Raw genomic sequence first — 19785 nt, forward strand, 5'->3', positions numbered from 1 at the left:
TATGGAAACCCTGTCTTTTGAATTCCCCGCCGGACAGCCGCCCAAGGGCCGTGCGCTGGTGGGTTGCGTCGGCTCCGGCGACCTGGAAGTGCTGCTGGAACCCGGGCAGCCGGGCAAGCTGACGATTGAAGTGGTGACCTCGGTCAATGGCGCATCGTTGCGCTGGAAACACCTGTTCGAGCGCATGTTCGACGGCCAGACGCCGCCTGCGCTGAGCATCGATATTCATGATTTCGGCGCCACGCCCGGCGTGGTGCGGCTGCGCATGGAGCAGGGTTTCGAGGAGGTCGGCCATGACTGATACCGCACGTTTGTTGAGTCAGCACAGTTTCATCGAACTCGGCGCCCGCCAGCGCGCCCGTGCCTTGCTGGATGCGGGCACTTTTCGCGAATTGATCGACCCGTTCGACCGCGTCATGTCGCCCTGGCTGGCCCGTCAGGGCGTGGTGCCCCAAGCCGATGATGGTGTGGTGGTAGCTAAAGGCACGGTCGATGGTCTGCCGGTGGTGATCGCGGCCATCGAAGGCTCGTTTCAGGGCGGCAGCATGGGCGAAGTGGGCGGCGCGAAAATGGCTGGCGCACTCGAACTGGCCGCCGAGGACAACCGCAACGGCATACCGACCGCCGCGATCGTGCTGCTGGAAACCGGCGGCGTGCGCTTGCAGGAAGCCAATCTGGGGCTGGCCGCGATTGCCGAGATCCATGCTGCGATGGTCGATCTGCGTCAGTACCAGCCGGTGATCGGTGTGGTGGCAGGCAGCGTCGGTTGCTTTGGCGGCATGTCCATTGCGGCCGGGCTGTGCAGCTATCTGTTGGTGACTCAGGAAGCCCGTCTCGGCCTGAACGGTCCGCAGGTGATCGAACAGGAAGCCGGCATTGAGGAATACGACTCCCGCGACCGGCCGTTCATCTGGAGTCTGACCGGTGGCGAGCAGCGTTTTGCCAGTGGTCTGGTGGACGGTTTTGCCGCCGATGACGTGGCCGCCATCAGGCAACAGGTCAGCGATTGGCTCAGGCAGGGCGTGCCTGTGCAGCATCGCAGTGGTCGGCACGCACTGTTCTTGGAGCGTCTGGGGACTCTGGACACGGCGTCGCAGATTGATCCGCAGACCGTCCGCACCCTCTTTCAAGGAGCCCGGTCATGAGCACTCAACAACGGGGTTTGAACTGGTTCAACGCATTGAGCGCAGGTGCCACGCCGGTCGGCGGTCTGCCTGCGTCGCTCAAGGTCGCCGACGGCATGCTGGGCGAACAGCCGGTGCGTTTTCTGGCCGTGGTGGCCGATCCGGACAACCGCTTTCCCCGCGCGCGCCAGGGCGAGGTCGGTCTGCTGGAAGGCTGGGGCCTGGCCAAGGCGGTGGACGAGGCTGTCGAGCTGGACCGTGAGCGACCTGACAAACGCGCGTTGATCGCCATCGTCGATGTGCCGAGTCAGGCTTATGGTCGTCGCGAAGAAGCACTGGGCATTCATCAGGCGCTGGCGGGGGCTGTGGACAGTTATGCGCGGGCACGGCTGGCCGGGCATCCGGTGATCGGGCTGCTGGTCGGCAAGGCAATGTCCGGGGCGTTTCTGGCTCACGGTTATCAGGCCAATCGACTGATCGCCCTGCGTGATCCTGGCGTCATGGTGCATGCGATGGGCAAGGCGTCGGCGGCCCGCGTCACCTTGCGCAGTGTCGAAGAGCTGGAAAAGCTCGCTTCGACCATTCCACCGATGGCGTATGACATCGACAACTACGCCAGCCTCGGGCTGCTGTGGGAAACCCTGTCGGTCAGCCAGATCGAGCAACCGGGCGCCGACGATCTGGCCCAGGTGCGCAGCGTGCTGGGCAGTGCGATCGAGGACGTGAAGGCCAGTGGCACTGATCTGAGCAGTCGCTTGGGCGCGAGCAACCGTGCGGCATCGGCCCGTGTGCGCCAATTGCTGCGAGCGCAGTGGTGACGCATTTTTCATCGACCGTGCTGCCCCACGACTTGTTGTGGGGCATGCCGCTGTCCGCCTTGCCTGAAGACGCGCCTGACTGGGCTGTTGAAGCAGTGCTGGCCGGTCGGCCGGTGGTGGTGCGTCGTCAGGTTGTGGCGGCGGGGCAGGTTGCAGTCGGGCTGCGTGGTCGGACTCGTGAGCAGCGTTATGCAGCGATCATGGCGTGCGCGGACATTTCCCGTCGCGTCAGCCCGGAGCAGTTGGTGGATGGGGTCGATGGCTGCCCGCACGATTGGCCTGCGTTGCGCGCCTTGCGTCTGATTCGTCCAGTCATGGATTCGCTGGAACTGAGTTGGGGCGTGGGTGGGAGTGCCGGATTCGAACTGGCGAGCGGTTTTACGGCGCTGCATCAGGACAGCGATCTGGATTTGATCCTGCGCACGCCGCAGCCTGTAGAGCGCTGCTGGGCGGCCGAACTGGTCGAGGCGCTGGAAACGGCCGTGTGCCGGATCGACGTTCAGTTGCAGCTCGAACAGGGCGCGGTTGCACTGCGCGAATGGGCGCGGCCGTCGGGTCGAGTGCTGCTCAAGCGCGCAAGCGGCGCGCGTCTGGTTGCCGATCCCTGGCAACTGGCCGAGGTCTGCGCATGAGCAGCTTCTGGGTTTTTCCCGGTCAGGGTGCGCAGCAGGCGAACATGCTGCATCAGTTGCCGGACGATCCTGTGGTTCACGATTGCCTGCAGCAGGCTTCGACAGCGCTGGGTGAAGACGCCATGGCGCTGGATACCGCTCAGGCGCTGCAATCGACCCGCGCCGTTCAGTTGTGTCTGCTGATCGCGGGCGTGGCCTGCGCCCGGCTGTTGCAGGCGCGTGACTGCACACCTGATTACGTGGCGGGGTTGTCCATCGGTGCCTACCCGGCCGCTGTGATCGCCGGTGCGCTGGCGTTCGACGATGCGGTTCGTCTGGTGGCGCTGCGTGGCGAGCTGATGCAAAGCGCCTATCCCGAAGGCTACGGCATGACGGCGGTCATCGGCCTGGATCAGGCGCAGGTCGAGGCGATGATCGGTCAGGTCCATGAGGCCGGGACGCCGGTGTTTCTGGCCAATATCAATGCTGACAATCAGCTCGTGATCGCTGGCAGCGCCGAGGCGATGCGTCAGGTCGATCAGCTTGCCAGGGCTGTAGGCGCGGCCGCCATCAAGCGGCTGGCGGTCAGCGTGCCGTCGCATTGCTCGCTGCTCGAGGCGCCTGCGCAGACGCTGGCCGAGGCGTTCGCCAAGGTTGAAATCAGTAAACCGAACGTGCGCTACCTCAGCGGCAGCACTGCGCGGCCGATCATGGACGCTGAAAAGCTGCGTGACGATCTGGCCTTCAACATGTGCCGGGTCGTGGATTGGCGCAGCACTGTGGAAACCGCCTACGAGCGGGGCGTGCGCCTGCAGATCGAATTGCCGCCCGGTGGCGTGCTGACCGGACTGGCGCGCCGGGTGTTCGAGCAGGGAACGGCGGTGGCCTTTCAGGCTGCGCGTCTGGACAGCCTGGTTGCGCTATCGCGAGAGGAGGACGCCCGCACCTGAGAGAGACGCCGTGCAGCTGCTACGAAGGACAAAAACAACAACTTCAGCAATGCAAACAGAGGAATAACAACAATGATTATCTACGGTGTGGCGTTTTTGGCGTTTTGTACCCTGGTGGGTATCTTTATCGGCGAAGTTCTCGGCAAATTGATCGGTGTGCCTGCCAACGTCGGCGGTGTCGGTATCGCCATGTTGCTGCTGATCGGGCTCGGTAGCTATCTGAGCAAACGCGGCCTGTTCAGGGGCAAGACCGAACAGGGCGTCGAGTTCTGGAGCGCAATCTACATTCCGATCGTGGTCGCGATGGCTGCGCAGCAGAATGTCTATGGCGCGCTCAAGGGCGGTCCGATGGCGATCCTTGCTGGCACGCTGGCTGTAGTGGTTGCCTTTGCGATGGTTCCAGTGCTGACACGCATGGGCAAAGGCCAGACTGAAGTGCCTGCCGCCCCCACCAAGACGGCGGGGTAAGGGTCATGTACGAATCCATGATTAAAGTCATCACCAGTTACGGGCTGATCAGCGGCTTTGCGGTGATAGGCATCACGATGTGGTTCTCTTACTGGCTTTCGGACACCTTTACCAAAGGCCGTCTGCACGGTTCGGCCATCGCCATCCTGCTGGGGCTGGTGCTCTCGTACATCGGCGGCGCAATGACCGGCGGGCAGAAGGGCGTTGTCGATCTGCCGCTGCTCTCCGGGATCGGCTTGCTGGGCGGTGCGATGCTGCGGGATTTCGCGATTGTCGCCACGGCCTTTGGCGTCAACGTCAACGAACTGAAGCGGGCGGGCTATGTGGGCGTACTGTCGTTGTTCGTCGGCATCGGTACGTCATTCATTGCCGGTGTCGGCGTTGCGAGTGCGTTCGGATACACCGATGCGGTCAGCCTGACAACCATCGGCGCAGGGGCCGTGACCTATATCGTCGGCCCGGTCACCGGCGCAGCCATCGGCGCCAGTTCCGAAGTCATGGCGCTGTCCATTGCGGCGGGGTTGATCAAAGCGATTCTGGTGATGATCGCGACGCCCTTCGTGGCACCGTTCATTGGTTTGAACAACCCGCGCAGCGCGGTCATCTTCGGCGGGCTGATGGGAACATCGAGCGGCGTGGCGGGCGGGCTGGCGGCAACCGATCCGAAGCTGGTGCCTTATGGCTGCCTGACGGCTGCGTTCTATACCGCGTTGGGCTGCCTGCTGGGTCCGTCGCTGCTGTTCGTCATCATGCGCGGTCTGTTGGGATAGTCTGGGCGCACCTCAGGCGCAGGTTGCGCTTGAGGTGCGTTGCAGTCAGGTCGAATGCGGCTCCAGCAGCCGGTTCGCATACATCCTGCATTCCGCGACAAGCGCCAGCAGGTTGGGATCGCGCTCCTTGGACTTGAGAAACACCATGCCGATGTGTTGCTGCATCCGGTACCGCCGTTGCAGCGGGATCAGCCGCACGCGGTTCTCATACACCGCCGCGATACGTCCCGGCAGCAGTGCATAACCCACACCTGAACTGACCATGCTCAACAGCGTGAAGATATCGTTGACCTGCATCGCCACCTTGGGCTCGAAGCCAGCTTGTTGGAACACGCGGATGCCGTCGCGGTGTGTGGCGAAGCCCTGGGTCAGGGTGATGAACGTCGCTTCACGCAGGTCGCTCAGGTCCACTTCGCTGTGTTCGGCAAACGGCGAGTCGGTGGGCACGGCCAGAAAGATGTCGTCCGAGAACAACGCAAGATGCTCGCAGTCCGGATCGTTGGTACTTTCATCCAGCGACACCAGCATCGCGTCCACCTCCATGTTCTTGAGCTTGTATAGCAAATCGATGTTGGAGCCCAGAATCAGGTCGATATTCAGCTCGCTGCGGCGAATCTTCAGCCCCATGATCAACTGCGGCACCGTCTTGACCGTCAGCGAATACAAGGCCCCAAGCCGAAAGCGCGCCGCCGAGAAGCCTGCGGCCTGACGCGTCAGTTCCACGGTGGTGATGACGTCGTGCACCAGTTTCTGTGCACGCTCCTCAAGCACATAGGCACTTTCCAGCGGCGTCAGATTGCGACCTTCGTGCTTGAACAGCGGACAGCGCAGGGCGCTTTCCAGTGAATGAATGGCGCGATGCACGCTGACGTTGCTGGTCTGCAATTCCGCCGCTGCGCGGGCCAGGTTTCCGGTGCGCATGAAGGCCAGGAAGATTTCCAGCTTCTTCAGGGTGAGTTCGTCATCGATCTGCATGGCGTGGCGCTTATTGTTGGTGTGGGGTGGATTGTGCACAACTCACTCAGGATTCGCTGCCTGAAATCTGTGCCGCAGACAGACGTGTTGCACTTTGTTTCAATAACCGGGAGCCTCTGCAATCAATGTCTTCGGTAAAACAGGGTATTACGCGGATGTATTACGGAGAAAAATTCAACGCCTGGTCTCATCTGGTCGGCGCGGTGCTGGCAGCCGTCGGAGCGATCTGGCTGCTGGTCATGGCGAGTCTGCATGGTGATGTCTGGAAGGTGGTCAGCATGGCCATTTATGGGGTCTGTCTGGTCACGCTCTACAGCGTCTCCACGGTTTACCACAGCGTCAAAGGGCGTCCGAAATCGATCATGCAGAAGGTCGATCACTTTTCGATCTACCTGATGATCGCGGGCAGTTACACACCGTTCTGCCTCGTGACCCTGCGCGGCCCATGGGGCTGGACCCTGTTCGGCATCGTCTGGGCGCTGGCGCTGATTGGCATCCTGCAGGAAATCAAACCTCGCTCCGAAGCGCGCATTCTCTCGATAGTGATCTACGCCGTGATGGGCTGGATCGTCCTGGTCGCCATCAAGCCGCTGCTGGCAGCGCTCGGCGTGGCCGGTTTCATATGGCTGGCCGGCGGCGGCATCCTCTACACCGTCGGCATCCTCTTCTTCGCCTACGACCACATCCGCCACTGGCACGGTATCTGGCATCTGTTCGTGATCGGCGGCAGCCTGATGCACTTTGTGGCGATCTGTTTTTATGTGCTTTGAATCGGGGGGCACGCGTAAAAATGATGACGGAATAAGCCCTCGCTTGCCATCGGACAATTGCTCATTGATAAGTGCACCTATTTTGGTACACTCGGTGCATGAGCAAAAAGCCCCCTACTCTAAGCGTCAGCTTTTTCTGCACGGAGGCAGGTAATGAACCCGTACGAGAATGGCTTGCCGAATTACCCCGAGATGACCGTAAGGCCATTGGTACCGACATCAAGACGGTGCAGTTTGGCTGGCCCATTGGAATGCCAGTGGTCAGAAAGATGGAGTCTGATCTCTGGGAGGTCAGAACCGATTTAAAAAATACGATAGCCCGAGTGCTGTTCACGCTTTCGGGAAACACAATGGTCTTGCTTCATGGCTTCATCAAGAAGAGTGACAAGACCCCTGCGTCTGATCTGGCGACGACCAGGCGACGCAAAGCGCTATTAGAGAGTAACAAGTCATGAACAAGCATATAGGTTCCGATTTCGACGACTTTCTTGCTGAGCAAGGTCTCGCTGAAGAGGTGTCTGCTGCTGCTCTCAAGCGTGTGATCTCGTGGCAGCTTGCCGAGACCATGAAGCGTCAAAAAGTGAGCAAGAAGGCTTTGGCTGAACGCATGCACACGAGTCGTTCTGCCGTCGACAGGGCTCTGGACCAGAACGACGCCGGGATGACGCTGGCTACGCTGGCCAGTGCTGCTCGTGCGCTGGGACAAAGGGTTGAAGTACGCCTTGTGCCAGAGTGGGACGAAGCTCACGTTTAAGTACTGCGGACCTGTACAGTCCCAACGCCTGGCACTGCCGGGTTGGCTAGAAATCTCCCCACAATTGCTGCGCCACGCTAAGCGCTACAACCGGGGCGGTTTCAGTGCGCAGGACGCGTGGGCCGAGGCGGGCGGCGTGGAAGCCGACGTTTTTGGCCTGATCGACTTCAGCGTCGTTCAACCCGCCTTCCGGGCCGATGAGGAACGCCAGGCTTGCCGGCTTTTCGTGGCTGGTCAGGGGTTCGGCAACCGGGTGCAGGACCAGTTTCAGGTCAGCTTCAGTCTGTTTCAGCCAGTCGGCCAGCGGCATCGGTGGATGGATCACCGGCACCACTGAACGGCCGCATTGTTCGCAGGCGCTGATCGCGATCTGCTGCCAATGCATCTGGCGTTTTTCCGCACGCTCGTCCCTGAGGCGCACTTCGCAGCGTTCGCTGACGATCGGGGTGATTTCGCCGACGCCCAGTTCGGTCGCTTTCTGAATCGCCCAGTCCATTCGTTCGCCCCGCGACAGACCCTGACCCAGATGGATACGCAGACCGGATTCGACCTGTCCGGCAAAGCATTCATCCAGTTGCACGCGCACGCGCTTCTTGCCGACTTCCAGCAAGGTGCCGCGAAACTCGCTGCCGGAGCCGTCGAACAGCTGCAGTGCGTCGCCTTCGGTCATGCGCAGCACGCGACTGATGTAATGCGCCTGGGCTTCGGGCAATTCGTGCTCGCCAAGGCTCAGGGGCGTGTCGGTGAAAAAGCGGGACAGTCTCATGGTGTTTCTCTGTGGGCATACGGGTGTGTTTGTCTTGGGACGGTGTCGGCCGGTTCTCGCCGGATCAGCCCGGATCCCTGAAATCCGGATGGAAATTCTTGCGCACCGCCACGTTGATGCTGCTGCGCGTGGCGATGTCGATGCCTTCTGTGGCGACCTCGGCCAGAAAGTCGATCTGCTCCGGCGTGATCACGTAAGGCGGCAGGAAATACACCACGCTGCCCAGCGGCCTCAACAGCGCGCCGCGTTCCAGGGCATGCTGAAACACTTTCATGCCACGGCGCTCCTGCCATGGATAGGCAGTCTTGCTGGCCTTGTCCTGAACCATCTCGATGGCGATCGCCATACCGGTCTGACGCACTTCGGCCACATGGGGATGATCCACAAGGTGCGCCGTGGCGGTTGCCATGCGTTGAGCCAGCGCCTTGTTGTTCTCGATGACGTTGTCCTGCTCGAAGATATCCAGTGTGGCGAGCGCTGCAGCACAGGCCAACGGATTGCCGGTGTAACTGTGCGAATGCAGAAAGGCCCGCAGGGTCGGGTAGTCGTCGTAGAACGCATCGTAGACATCATCGGTCGTCAGGCAGGCCGCCAGCGGCAGATAGCCTCCGGTCAGCGCCTTGGACAGACAGAGGAAATCCGGACGAATCCCTGCCTGTTCGCAGGCGAACATTGTGCCGGTGCGGCCGAAGCCCACTGCGATTTCGTCGTGGATCAGGTGCACGCCATAACGGTCGCAGGCTTCGCGGAGCAGCTTGAGGTAGATCGGGTGATACATGCGCATGCCGCCTGCGCCCTGAATCAGCGGCTCGACGATCACGGCAGCCACGCTGGCATGATTCTCCGCCAGGGTCTGCTCCATGGCCGTAAACATAGTGCGCGAATGCTCTTCCCAGCTCATGCCGTCCGGGCGGTGGTAGCAGTCGGGGCTCGGCACTTTGATGGTGTCCAGTAGCAGCGCCTTGTAAGTTTCGGTGAACAGCGGCACGTCGCCGACCGACATCGCTGCCATGGTTTCGCCGTGGTAACTGTTGGTCAGGGTCACGAAACGTTTTTTATCGGGCTGACCGCGATTGAGCCAGTAATGAAAGCTCATTTTCAATGCGACTTCGATGCAGGACGAACCATTGTCGGCATAGAAGCAGCGTGTCAGGCCTTCCGGCGTGATCTTGACCAGACGCTCCGACAGCTCGATCACCGGCTGGTGGCTGAAGCCGGCCAGGATCACGTGCTCCAGCTGATCGACCTGATCCTTGATGCGCTGATTGATGCGCGGGTTGGCGTGCCCGAACACGTTGACCCACCAGGAGCTGACGGCGTCCAGGTAGCGCTTGCCTTCGAAGTCTTCGAGCCACACGCCTTCACCCCGCTTGATGGGGATCAGCGGCAGGCTTTCGTGGTCTTTCATCTGGGTGCAGGGGTGCCACAGGACCTTGAGGTCACGCTGCATCCACTGGTCATTCAGGCCCATTTGCAATCTCCGGGTAGCGACTCGCTTGAGGCGAGGACGAACAATCGCGCAAGCCTATGCAATGCCCGGCTGTGTCACAACCTTTGATGCAGTTTTAAGGGGCGACGGACATTGCTGGCGGCTATCTGATGGCTCGCGTATCCTGCCTTGCTATTCGATGTTCCGGGCTGACTTGCCCAACCTTCCCCTTGTTTTTTCGGAGTTCACGGAATGCTTTCTGGGTGGCTGCGCGCGTGTGCGCTGATAGTGACAGGGCTGGTCAGCGTTTCGACGCTCGCCGATGACAAACAACGAACCGCGATTGTCGTCGGCGGCGGCATGGCAGGCCTGACGGCGGCCTACGAACTGCAGGCCAAGGGCTGGCAGGTCACGCTGCTGGAAGCCAAGCCGAGTCTGGGCGGACGTTCGGGTCTGGCCACCAGCGAATGGATCGGCAACACCAAGGCGCAGCCGGTGCTGAACCGTTATCTGGACACCTTCAAGCTGGCCACCGTGCCTGCTCCCGAGTTCGTGCGTACGCCCAGCTACCTGATCGACGGTGTTCACTTCACCCAGGCGGATCTGGCGGTCAAGCAGCCAGCCACCGCAGAAGCCATCAAGCGTTACAACGACACGCTGGACAACCTGGCGCGCTCCATTACTGACCCGGAAAACCCGGCGTCCAACAGCACCCTTTTCGCACTGGACCAGATCAACGTCGCCAACTGGCTGGATCGCCTGAACCTGCCTGCGACGGCGCGTCAGTTGATCAATCAGCAGATTCGTACCCGTTACGACGAGCCTTCGCGCCTGTCACTGCTGTATTTCGCTCAGCAGTCCAGTGTCTACCGCTCGGTGGATGAGCGTGACCTGCGCGCCTCGCGCCTGCCGGGTGGCAGCACGGTGCTGGCTCAGGCGTTTGTCAAACAACTGAAAACCATCAAGACCAATTCGCCCGTCTCGTCCGTCGTTCAGGACAAGGACCACGTCACGGTGAAGGCTGGCGCGGCGAGCTACACCGCCGACTACCTCGTCATGGCCGTGCCATTGCGTTCGCTGGGCAAGATCCAGATGACGCCGTCGCTGGATGCCCAGCACATGGGCGCGATCAAGAGCACCAACTACGGCTGGCGCGACCAGATCATGCTCAAGTTCAAGACCCCGGTCTGGGACAGCAAGGCGCGTATGTCGGGTGAAGTATTCAGCAATACGGGCCTGGGCATGCTGTGGATCGAGCCCGCGCTCAAGGGCGGCGCCAACGTGGTGATCAACCTGTCCGGCGACAACGCCCGGATCATGCAGGCCTTTGGCGACAAGCAACTGGTCGATCAAGTGCTGATTCGTCTGCATGCGTTCTACCCCGAGGCCCGCGGTGCCTACACCGGCTACGAAATCCGTCGTTACAGCGTCGACCCATCGACGGGCGGTTCTTACCTGGCCTTTGGCCCAGGCCAGATCAGCAAATACTGGCGTCTGTGGGAAAGGCCGATCCAGCGTGTAGCGTTCGCGGGTGAGCACACCGATACCCTTTACCCTGGCACGCTGGAAGGCGCGCTGCGCAGTGGTCAGCGTGCGGCCGGTCAGGTGCAGGATCTGGCGGCGGGCAAGTCGTTCGAGCCGGTCAAGGTTGCGCCGCCGAAAGCGCCAGCACCGGCGTCGCAGACGTCGGACTGTAACTTCTTCACCAGCCTGTTTGGTTGCACTTCCGATAAACCGGTCGAGCCTGCCAAGCCGCAAGCGGAGAAACCTGGCTTCTTCTCCCGCCTGTTCGGTGGGTCGGACACGCCGGTAGCAGCCCCTGCGCCTGTCGAGAAGGCACCAGAGCCCGCTCCTGCACCTGCACCGGTTCCTGTCGCGCCGGTTGTCGCACCTGTAGTGACACCGCCCGCCAAGGCTGAGCCGGTCAAGAAGCCTGCCGCGAAGGCGGAGCCTGCGAAAAAGACGCAGCACAAGGAGCCTGCGAAAAAAGAACCGGCCAAGAAAGAACCTGTGAAAAAAGAGCCGGTGAAAAAGGCTCCGGCCAAGACCGACGAGGCCAAAAAGCCTGCGGCCAAGGCCACAACCGATACAGCGCCTGCCGACGTCAAGAACTGACGGCAATCGCTGAGCAGAAGGGGGCACGGTGCAAACCGCGCCCCTTTTTTTATGATCGACGAATTCGTTTTATCTTCAGAGCAGGCGGTGAAACCGTTTCGCGGGTTCCATGATGCCGTTCATCGGCATCGAACGGCCGATGGTCCCGGCAAAGTGTTACAGCGCTGAAATTATCGGGATGCTGATGCAGCAAGGCCAGCATTGAGCAATCTGGACGGGGTGATGTGCCTGTTTCAGGTAACGAAGGATGTGGAAAGTCGGTCGGCGAAAAACTTCAGCAAACGATCGATCATATTCTTCGATGCATCAAAGCGAAATTTTGCGCTTTCATTCGATAGATAAAAAGCTAGTCTGGTAACACTTCTGACAAGGTATTGGCAATGCAGCTACGTAACTCATCCTCTCGCTACGGTCTGGTCAGCATGGTGCTGCACTGGGGTGTAGCCGCTGTAGTGGTTGGTTTGTTCGCGCTGGGGCTCTGGATGGTTGGCCTGGATTACTACGATACCTGGCGCAAGGCCGGGCCTGATCTGCACAAGAGCATTGGTATCACGCTGTTTGCAGTCATGCTGGTCCGCGTGGTCTGGCGTTTGCTCAGCCCGCCGCCTCCGCCGTTGTCCAGCTACAGCCGCCTGACGCGCATCGGCGCGACCTTTGGTCATCTGTTTCTGTACGTCGCACTCTTTGCCGTGATGTTTGCCGGCTACCTGATCTCCACCGCCGATGGCGTCGGGATTCCGGTATTCGGTCTGTTCGAAATACCTGCTCTGGTTTCCGGCCTTCCGGAACAGGCGGAAACCGCTGGCTGGATTCACCTGTATCTGGCCTGGACCCTCGTGATCTTCGCGGGGCTCCATGGCCTGGCTGCACTGAAACACCACTTCATCGATCGCGATGTGACCCTCAAACGCATGTTGGGTCGTCATTGATTGTTCAACCAAAACGGGAATAAAAGCATGTTGAAGAAGTCTCTCGCCGCTCTGGCTCTGGGTACCGCACTGTTGTCCGCTGGCCAGGCAATGGCTGCCGACTATGTTATCGACAAGGAAGGTCAGCACGCTTTCGTTGACTTCAAGATCAGCCACCTGGGTTACAGCTTCATCCACGGCACGTTCAAGGACTGGGACGGCACCTTCAGCTTCGACGCTGCCAAGCCGGAAGCCAGCAAGATCGCTGTCGAGTTGAAGACCGCCAGCCTGTTCACCAACCACGCTGAACGTGACAAGCACATCCTGAGCAAGGACTTCCTGGACGCCGGCAAATTCCCGGAAGCCAAGTTCGTGTCCACCAGCGTCAAGTCCACCGGCGAGAAGACGGCTGACGTGACCGGCGACCTGACCCTGCACGGCGTGACCAAGCCAATCGTGATCAAGGCGACCTTCAACGGCGAAGGCAAGGATCCGTGGGGCGGCTACCGTGCCGGCTTCAACGGTACTTCGACGCTGAACCTGAACGACTTCGGCATCAAAGGCCCAGGCCCGACGTCGCAGACGCTGGATCTGGACATCACCTTCGAAGGCGTACAGAAGAAGTAAGTGTTCGCCTGAACGAAAAAACGCCGACCCTTGGGTCGGCGTTTTTGTGTGTGGCGTCTGTGCAGCCTGAGCAAGTGACGCACAGCTTCATGGGCTGTATGCCCGCGCAGAGGTCTGGACGTCGCGCAAAACGGGGGGCGAAGCGAAAGCGTATGACTGAATGCATACCCGTGGGAGGCGGCTTGCCGGCGATGGCCTCAGTTCAGTCAACGAGGGGTCGCTTCAGAAAAGCCTCGCCGGCAAGCCGCCTCCCACAGCCCGTTGGTTGCATCAAGACGGGCAACCCACACACACAAAAACGCCCCGGCAAGCCGGGGCGTTTTGTTTGCGGCTCGGCTATCAGCTGTCGCGGTTGCGGGTCAGCAGGGCCGGTTTTTCACCACGAGGACGAGCTGGCAATTGATCCAGTTGCTCGGCCGACGGGAAGCGGTCAATCTTGGACTCCTTGTGCACGATCTTCGGCTGTGGCTGACCATCGCGCTGGCTGCGAACTGCCGGTTCCTGCGGCTCGCGAGGTGCGCGGTCTTCACGAGGTGCTGACGGACGACGGTTGCGCGGAGCCTGACCATCGCGAGAGCGGGGTGCAGAGCCTGCGCCTGCGCCGTTACGCTTCGGTGCCCCGGTGCCGGAACCTGTACGTGCGCCACCACCGGTACGACCCGGGTTGGCTGGACGCGCTGCGCCACCGGCCGCCGGTGCTGCGCCAGGCGCTGCCGCCGGACGACGACCACGATTCTGGCCTTTGCCCTGGTACGGGCTGACGTAATCGGCGCGGTTGCCGAAGTTATCCACTTCGTCATCCAGAAACTCGTCAGGCGCACGGTCCGATTGCGGGCGCGGTGCTGCAGCCTGCGAAGAACGCTGTTCGCCGCGAGGCGTGCCTTCACGAGGTTTTTTTTCGCGTGGCGGGCGGGCAGGGCGTTCGCCATTGGCGGCCGCTGCGGCTGGTTTTTCCTTGCCTTTATCCTTTCCCTTGTCGCGACGACCGCCGTTGTTCTTGTCGCCATCACCACGGGCCGGACGTGCGCCACGTGGATTGCGAACATCCGGACGCTCACGCACTTCAGGCTTTTCAGCCTCGACTGCAGTGATGTCGAAGCCCATCAGATCGCCGTCCGGGATCTTCTGCCTGGTCATGCGCTCGATGCTTTTGAGCAGCTTCTCTTCGTCCGGGGCGACCAGCGAGATCGCCTCGCCCGAACGACCGGCACGGCCAGTACGACCGATGCGGTGAACGTAGTCTTCGTCAACGTTCGGCAGTTCGAAGTTGACCACGTGCGGCAACTGGTCGATATCCAGACCGCGAGCGGCGATATCGGTGGCGACCATGATGCGGACCTCGCCCGCCTTGAAGTCAGCCAGGGCCTTGGTGCGTGCGTTCTGGCTCTTGTTGCCGTGGATGGCAACGGCCGAAAGGCCATGCTTGTCCAGGTACTCGGCCAGACGGTTGGCGCCGTGCTTGGTGCGGGTGAACACCAGCACCTGTTCCCAGGCACCAACGGTGATCAGGTGCGCCAGCAGCGAACGCTTGTGGTTGGCTGCCAGACGGAAAACCCGTTGCTCGATACGCTCGACCGTGGTGTTCGGCGGCGTGACTTCGATGCGCTCGGGGTTGTGCAGCAGCTTGCCCGCCAACGCTGTGATGTCGTTGGAAAAGGTCGCCGAGAACAGCAGGTTCTGACGCTTGGCAGGCAAGCGGGCCAGAACCTTTTTCACGTCGTGGACGAAGCCCATGTCGAGCATCCGGTCTGCTTCATCGAGCACCAGGATTTCAACGTGGGACAGGTCGACGCTGCCTTGACCAGCCAGGTCGAGCAGGCGGCCAGGGCAGGCCACCAGGACGTCCACACCGCGGGACATGGCCTGAACCTGCGGGTTCATGCCGACGCCGCCGAAGATGCAGGCGCTGACGAACTTCAGGTCGCGGGCATAGATCTTGAAGCTCTCATGCACCTGTGCGGCCAGTTCGCGGGTAGGGGTCAGGACCAGGACGCGGGGTTGGCGCGGGCCGTGACGCTGGGATTTGTCCGGAACACCATTGGGAAACAGCCGCTCCAGAATAGGGAGGGCGAAACCGCCGGTTTTACCAGTACCTGTCTGTGCCGCAACCATCAGGTCACGACCTTGCAACACGGCGGGAATGGCCCGCTGTTGCACCGGAGTAGGCTGGGTGTAGCCCGCTGCCTCGATGGCGCGGACTAAAGCCTCGGAGAGACCGAGGGAAGCAAAGGACATGAGTAATCCTGTTCTGTTGGAGCTTAAGCTCAAGGGATGTCTTGCCTGGCGTGAATGGCGTGTAAAGACAACGCGATCCCGTCCGGTCCTGCGGGGTCTTCAGCCTTCTCCTGACGCCTGCACTGGATGAAAAACGTGCTGTTGGCGTGAGCGAGGTGGCGTTTGCAAGACCGAGCGTCCGGGCGTAAGCCTGGCGGGAAGGCTGGAGTATAACAGAGCGAGCGCAATCCGCCGCGTTCCTGCTGCCCAACGGTGTATTGCGCCGCGATCTCCCGGAAATTGTCAGGGAAATCGCGGTATTGCAGCGGTTGTCAGCGCGGCAGTTTGAGGTTGTTCCAGACTGCCAGGCTCGGGTCCGCCTGATTCAGGGTGTAAAAGTGCAGGCCGGGCGCGCCGCCTTGCAGCAGGCGCTCGCACATTTCGGTGATGACTTCTTCACCGAACGACTGAATGCTTTGCACGTCATCGCCGTACGCTTCCAGCTGCTTGCGGATCCAGCGCGGGATTTCCGCACCGCAGGCGTCGGAGAAGCGTGCCAGCTTGCTGTAGTTGGTGATCGGCATGATGCCCGGCACGACGGGGATGTTCACGCCCAGCTTCTGCACGCGCTCGACGAAATAGAAATAGCTGTCGGCGTTGAAAAAGTACTGAGTGATCGCACTGTCGGCACCGGCGTTGGCCTTGTTGACGAAGTGCTTGAGGTCGTCTTCGAAGTTGCGGGCCTGCGGGTGCATTTCCGGGTAGGCGGCGACTTCGATATGGAAATGGCTGCCGGTCTCTTCACGAATGAAGCTGACCAGATCATTGGCGTGACGCAGTTCACCACTGGCCATGCCCATGCCGGAAGGCAGGTCGCCGCGCAGTGCAACAATACGCTTGATGCCGGCTTCCTTGTACTGGCTCAGCAGGCCACGCAGGTCGGCCTTGCTGTCACCCACGCACGACAGGTGCGGTGCGGCCGGTACTTTGACTTCGTTTTCCAGCTGCAGCACGGTATTGAGCGTGCGGTCGCGGGTCGAACCACCGGCACCGTAGGTGCAGGAGAAAAAATCCGGGTTGTAGCTTGCCAGCTGACGGGCAACGTTCAGCAGCTTTTCATGTCCAGCATCGGTCTTGGTCGGGAAGAACTCGAAGCTGTAGCGACGTTCTTGGCTCATGGAGGCCGATCTCATCTTGAAGCGAACGGGAGGTCGCAGAGTGGGAGCGGACGTGTCCGCGAAGAAATCTGCCTGTCACCGAAAGAGGGGTGATAAATCAAATACCTTCGCGGACAAGTCCGCTCCTGCCGGTCATTGACTGCTGCGAGCGTGCAGGGCGTCAGAAAATGCCACGCACGCTCACAGAAGATCAATCAGTAGCGGTAAGCGTGTGGCTTGAACGGACCTTCGACGGTCACGCCGATGTAGTCGGCCTGGGTCTTGGTCAGTTTGGTCACGACGCCGCCGAAACCGCGGACCATTTCCAGGGCCACTTCTTCGTCGAGTTTCTTCGGCAGTACTTCAACGGTCAGGCGCTCGGCTTTCTGGGCTGGCGACAGGTTGGCGTACTTCTGCTCGAACAGGAAGATCTGGGCCAGAACCTGATTGGCGAACGAGCCGTCCATGATGCGGCTCGGGTGGCCAGTGGCGTTGCCCAGGTTCACCAGACGGCCTTCGGCCAGCAGGATCAGGTAGTCATCGTTCTGGGCGTCGAACGCGCCAGGGCCGGTGCGGTGGATCTTGTGAACCTGCGGCTTCACTTCTTCCCATGCCCAGTTCTTGCGCATGAAAGCCGTGTCGATTTCGTTATCGAAGTGACCGATGTTGCAGACCACGGCACGCTTCTTCAATGCCTTGAGCATGTTGGCGTCGCAGACGTTGACGTTACCGGTGGTGGTAACGATCAGGTCGATCTTGCCCAGCAGTGCCTTGTCGATGCTCGCTTCGGTGCCGTCGTTTTCGCCGTCGATGAACGGGGAAACCAGTTCGAAACCGTCCATGCACGCTTGCATCGCGCAGATCGGGTCGACTTCGGTTACTTTCACGATCATGCCTTCCTGACGCAGGGACTGGGCCGAGCCCTTGCCCACGTCACCGTAGCCGATCACCAGAGCCTGCTTGCCGGACAGCAAGTGGTCGGTGCCGCGCTTGATGGCGTCGTTCAGGCTGTGACGGCAGCCGTACTTGTTGTCGTTCTTGCTCTTGGTCACCGAGTCGTTGACGTTGATGGCCGGGATCTTCAGTTCGCCCTTGGCCAGCATGTCCAGCAGGCGGTGAACGCCCGTGGTGGTTTCTTCGGTGACGCCGTGGATCTTGTCCAGCATCGCCGGGTATTTCTTGTGGATGATCTCGGTCAGGTCGCCGCCATCGTCGAGGATCATGTTGGCGTCCCATGGCTGACCGTCCTTCAGGATGGTCTGCTCGATGCACCACTCGTACTCTTCTTCGGTCTCGCCTTTCCAGGCGAACACAGGGATACCGGCTGCGGCGATGGCAGCAGCGGCCTGATCCTGAGTGGAGAAAATGTTGCAGGACGACCAGCGCACTTCGGCACCCAGGGCAACCAGGGTTTCGATCAGCACGGCAGTCTGAATGGTCATGTGAATGCAGCCGAGGATTTTCGCGCCTTTCAAAGGCTGCTCACCGGCGTACTTGCGGCGCAGACCCATCAGGGCTGGCATTTCGGATTCGGCGATGATGGTTTCGCGACGGCCCCAGGCAGCCAGGGAAATGTCGGCAACCTTGAAATCGTTGAATTCTGCGGGCGTGATTACAGCACTCATTGAGAGTCTCCATTCCATAAAAATGCGAATGGGCGCCGTTGTGCGTTTAAGGCTTGCCGACTGGGCATCAGTCGGTCAAACAACGCCCCATCCGAGCCTGACAGGGAGAACCTGCTGCAGCGCCCCTCGGACAGGTGGCGGGAACGGCATCAGCGAGGATGGCCGCTTGAAACGGATGGCAGTATAGCCTCGCTCGCGATTCTTCCCAAGGTTTTCTGTCGGCTGGCGAGCCTCTGGATCGGCGTTTGCCGGAATGTGCTTATCGCACAGCAGCTTAGTTGTTCTGTTTATTCATGAAGGTCGCGGGGCGTCAATTGCACCGATACACAGTCACAATGGGGCAAGGCATGGGCGCGGGCGGCTGGCTCTGCCATCATGCGGTTCTCTTATCGAAGACGCTCAGGAGTGAACATGAATTTCCATACCCGCAAGTGGGTCAAGCCTGAAGACCTGAACCCCAACGGCACCCTGTTCGGCGGCAGCCTGTTGCGCTGGATCGATGAAGAGGCGGCCATCTACGCCATTGTCCAGTTGGGCAATCAGCGTGTGGTGACCAAGTACATTTCCGAGATCAACTTTGTCAGTGCGTCGCGTCAGGGCGACATCATCGAGCTTGGCATCACTGCCACCGAGTTTGGTCGCACCTCGATCACGCTGATGTGTCAGGTCCGCAACAAGATCACCCGCAAGAGCATCCTGACAGTCGAGAAGATGGTGTTCGTGAACCTGGGCGAAGACGGACAGCCTGCACCGCATGGCCGGACCGAGATTCGCTACATCAAGGATCAGTTTGACGTTCCCGAGTAAGGGGGTTGATCGTTGACACGCTCTGCGTCGGCTCTGGAATCTGACGCAGAGCGTCACAGGGTGCATGCCCACGCAGAGCATGGGCATGATCGGGTCGCCTACTGGCCCTGCAACTGCCGCAACCACGCCAGACCTTCGCTGGTATCGCCTTTGGGGCGGTATTCGCAGCCGATCCAGCCTTTGTAGCCCAGCTCATCGATAACGTTGAACAGGTGCTCGTAGTTCAATTCGCCCAGGTCCGGCTCGTTGCGATCCGGCACACCGGCAATCTGAATGTGGCCGATACCGGCAAAGTCGCGACGCAGTTTGCTGGTCAGGTCACCTTCGACGATCTGGCAGTGGTAGCAGTCGAACTGAACCTTGAGGTTATCGGCACCCACCAGTTTGCAGATGTCCTGCGCCTGGTCCTGACGATTGAGGAAGAAACCCGGCATGTCGCGGGTGTTGATCGGCTCGATCAGGATCGTGACGCCAGCCTCTCTGGCCTGTTGGGCCGCGAACGCAAGGTTCTCCAGATACACCGCCTGATGACGCTCGCGCAGGTCTTCGCTGGGCAGCAGACCGGCCATGACGTGAATCCGGTCATTGCCCAGCACCTGCGCGTACTCCAGCGCACGTTCAATACCGCTGCGAAATTCCGCTTCACGACCCGGCAGTGTAGCAATGCCTCGCTCGCACGCGTCCCAGTCGCCTGGCGGTGCATTGAACAGCGCCTGCACCAGGCCGTTGTCGCTCAGGCGCTGCTTGAGCTCCTGCGGGGTCCAGGCGTAGGGAAACAGGTACTCGACCGCGCCGAAACCATCGGCGGCCGCTGCGGCAAAGCGCTCAAGGAAATCATGCTGCGGGTACAGCATGCTGAGATTGGCGGCAAAACGGGGCATGTTGACTCCAGTCTTC

Annotated in this window: 21 protein-coding genes and 1 riboswitch; of the genes, 14 read left to right on the forward strand and 7 right to left on the reverse strand. The window is 60.7% G+C overall.

Annotated features, from left to right (window positions below; all coding sequences use genetic code 11):
* The first annotated feature begins 1 nt into the window (after position 1).
* The 7 genes from JTJ32_RS11070 to madM all read left to right on the forward strand — a co-directional run bounded on the left by JTJ32_RS11070 (position 2) and on the right by madM (position 4741).
* On the forward strand, positions 2-301 hold the full coding sequence (locus JTJ32_RS11070) for a malonate decarboxylase subunit delta (protein WP_029244352.1): 300 nt from the start codon (positions 2-4) through the stop codon (positions 299-301).
* A complete protein-coding gene (locus JTJ32_RS11075) occupies positions 294-1145 on the forward strand; it encodes a biotin-independent malonate decarboxylase subunit beta (protein ID WP_184322285.1) in 852 nt (283 codons plus the stop codon). Before JTJ32_RS11070 ends, JTJ32_RS11075 begins: the two co-directional genes overlap by 8 nt.
* Entirely contained in the window at positions 1142-1942 is an 801-nt protein-coding gene (gene mdcE, locus JTJ32_RS11080) for a biotin-independent malonate decarboxylase subunit gamma (RefSeq protein ID WP_210042034.1), read from the forward strand. Before JTJ32_RS11075 ends, mdcE begins: the two co-directional genes overlap by 4 nt.
* Positions 1939-2574, forward strand: coding sequence for a malonate decarboxylase holo-ACP synthase (locus JTJ32_RS11085; protein WP_328823962.1), 636 nt, complete (start codon positions 1939-1941; stop codon positions 2572-2574). The genes mdcE and JTJ32_RS11085 overlap by 4 nt, the downstream gene beginning before the upstream one ends.
* A complete protein-coding gene (gene mdcH, locus JTJ32_RS11090) occupies positions 2571-3503 on the forward strand; it encodes a malonate decarboxylase subunit epsilon (protein ID WP_210042035.1) in 933 nt (310 codons plus the stop codon). The genes JTJ32_RS11085 and mdcH overlap by 4 nt, the downstream gene beginning before the upstream one ends.
* Positions 3504-3575: 72 nt before the next feature.
* A complete protein-coding gene (gene madL / locus JTJ32_RS11095; RefSeq protein ID WP_210042036.1) occupies positions 3576-3971 on the forward strand; it encodes a malonate transporter subunit MadL in 396 nt (131 codons plus the stop codon).
* A 5-nt stretch (positions 3972-3976) separates the two neighbouring features.
* Complete coding sequence (gene madM, locus JTJ32_RS11100; RefSeq protein WP_099228728.1) at positions 3977-4741, forward strand: malonate transporter subunit MadM; 765 nt, start codon at positions 3977-3979, stop codon at positions 4739-4741.
* 45 nt (positions 4742-4786) lie between these two features.
* Here madM and JTJ32_RS11105 read toward each other — a convergent pair whose 3' ends face one another.
* Positions 4787-5716, reverse strand: coding sequence for a LysR family transcriptional regulator (locus JTJ32_RS11105; protein WP_210042211.1), 930 nt, complete (start codon positions 5714-5716; stop codon positions 4787-4789).
* Positions 5717-5871: 155 nt separating this feature from the next.
* Here JTJ32_RS11105 and trhA point away from each other — a divergent pair, with 155 nt between their 5' ends.
* The 3 genes from trhA to JTJ32_RS11120 all read left to right on the forward strand — a co-directional run bounded on the left by trhA (position 5872) and on the right by JTJ32_RS11120 (position 7240).
* Positions 5872-6486, forward strand: coding sequence for a PAQR family membrane homeostasis protein TrhA (trhA, locus tag JTJ32_RS11110; protein ID WP_099228727.1), 615 nt, complete (start codon positions 5872-5874; stop codon positions 6484-6486).
* Between the two features lie 98 nt (positions 6487-6584).
* Entirely contained in the window at positions 6585-6941 is a 357-nt protein-coding gene (locus JTJ32_RS11115; RefSeq protein ID WP_099228726.1) for a type II toxin-antitoxin system RelE/ParE family toxin, read from the forward strand.
* Positions 6938-7240, forward strand: coding sequence for a helix-turn-helix domain-containing protein (locus tag JTJ32_RS11120; RefSeq protein ID WP_099228725.1), 303 nt, complete (start codon positions 6938-6940; stop codon positions 7238-7240). The genes JTJ32_RS11115 and JTJ32_RS11120 overlap by 4 nt, the downstream gene beginning before the upstream one ends.
* A 46-nt stretch (positions 7241-7286) precedes the next feature.
* Here JTJ32_RS11120 and JTJ32_RS11125 read toward each other — a convergent pair whose 3' ends face one another.
* Both JTJ32_RS11125 and JTJ32_RS11130 read right to left on the reverse strand, forming a co-directional pair.
* The gene (locus JTJ32_RS11125; protein ID WP_210042037.1) at positions 7287-8006 is read right to left on the reverse strand and encodes a 16S rRNA (uracil(1498)-N(3))-methyltransferase; all 720 of its coding nucleotides are present in this window, start codon (positions 8004-8006) and stop codon (positions 7287-7289) included.
* 64 nt (positions 8007-8070) lie between these two features.
* Entirely contained in the window at positions 8071-9477 is a 1407-nt protein-coding gene (locus tag JTJ32_RS11130; RefSeq protein ID WP_210042038.1) for an adenosylmethionine--8-amino-7-oxononanoate transaminase, read from the reverse strand.
* A gap of 210 nt (positions 9478-9687) precedes the next feature.
* Here JTJ32_RS11130 and JTJ32_RS11135 point away from each other — a divergent pair, with 210 nt between their 5' ends.
* The 3 genes from JTJ32_RS11135 to JTJ32_RS11145 all read left to right on the forward strand — a co-directional run bounded on the left by JTJ32_RS11135 (position 9688) and on the right by JTJ32_RS11145 (position 13085).
* Positions 9688-11550, forward strand: a complete 1863-nt coding sequence (locus JTJ32_RS11135; RefSeq protein ID WP_210042039.1) for an FAD-dependent oxidoreductase — start codon at positions 9688-9690, stop codon at positions 11548-11550.
* A gap of 380 nt (positions 11551-11930) precedes the next feature.
* Positions 11931-12479: a cytochrome b gene (locus JTJ32_RS11140; RefSeq protein ID WP_099228721.1), complete on the forward strand. Its 549-nt coding sequence runs from the start codon at positions 11931-11933 to the stop codon at positions 12477-12479.
* A gap of 27 nt (positions 12480-12506) precedes the next feature.
* Positions 12507-13085 (forward strand): YceI family protein, encoded by a 579-nt coding sequence (locus JTJ32_RS11145; RefSeq protein ID WP_004880308.1) that lies wholly within the window; start codon positions 12507-12509, stop codon positions 13083-13085.
* Between the two features lie 339 nt (positions 13086-13424).
* Here the strand turns inward: JTJ32_RS11145 and JTJ32_RS11150 are convergent, their stop codons facing one another.
* The 3 genes from JTJ32_RS11150 to ahcY form a co-directional block, all read right to left on the reverse strand.
* Positions 13425-15320 (reverse strand): RNA helicase RhlE2, encoded by a 1896-nt coding sequence (locus JTJ32_RS11150; RefSeq protein ID WP_210042040.1) that lies wholly within the window; start codon positions 15318-15320, stop codon positions 13425-13427.
* Between the two features lie 311 nt (positions 15321-15631).
* Positions 15632-16492 (reverse strand): methylenetetrahydrofolate reductase [NAD(P)H], encoded by an 861-nt coding sequence (metF, locus tag JTJ32_RS11155; RefSeq protein WP_257212070.1) that lies wholly within the window; start codon positions 16490-16492, stop codon positions 15632-15634.
* Positions 16493-16671: 179 nt separating this feature from the next.
* Complete coding sequence (gene ahcY / locus JTJ32_RS11160) at positions 16672-18081, reverse strand: adenosylhomocysteinase (protein WP_004880290.1); 1410 nt, start codon at positions 18079-18081, stop codon at positions 16672-16674.
* Positions 18082-18104: 23 nt separating this feature from the next.
* Positions 18105-18215, reverse strand: a riboswitch (S-adenosyl-L-homocysteine riboswitch).
* A gap of 277 nt (positions 18216-18492) precedes the next feature.
* On the opposite strand from ahcY, the gene JTJ32_RS11165 reads away from it, so the two are divergent.
* A complete protein-coding gene (locus tag JTJ32_RS11165; RefSeq protein ID WP_043305564.1) occupies positions 18493-18888 on the forward strand; it encodes an acyl-CoA thioesterase in 396 nt (131 codons plus the stop codon).
* Between the two features lie 98 nt (positions 18889-18986).
* On the opposite strand, the gene otnI is transcribed toward JTJ32_RS11165, so the two are convergent.
* Positions 18987-19769 (reverse strand): 2-oxo-tetronate isomerase, encoded by a 783-nt coding sequence (gene otnI, locus JTJ32_RS11170; RefSeq protein WP_210042042.1) that lies wholly within the window; start codon positions 19767-19769, stop codon positions 18987-18989.
* Positions 19770-19785: the final 16 nt, after the last annotated feature.

The sequence above is a fragment of the Pseudomonas alliivorans genome, assembly GCF_017826695.1.
Classification (GTDB): Bacteria; Pseudomonadota; Gammaproteobacteria; order Pseudomonadales; family Pseudomonadaceae; genus Aquipseudomonas; species Aquipseudomonas alliivorans.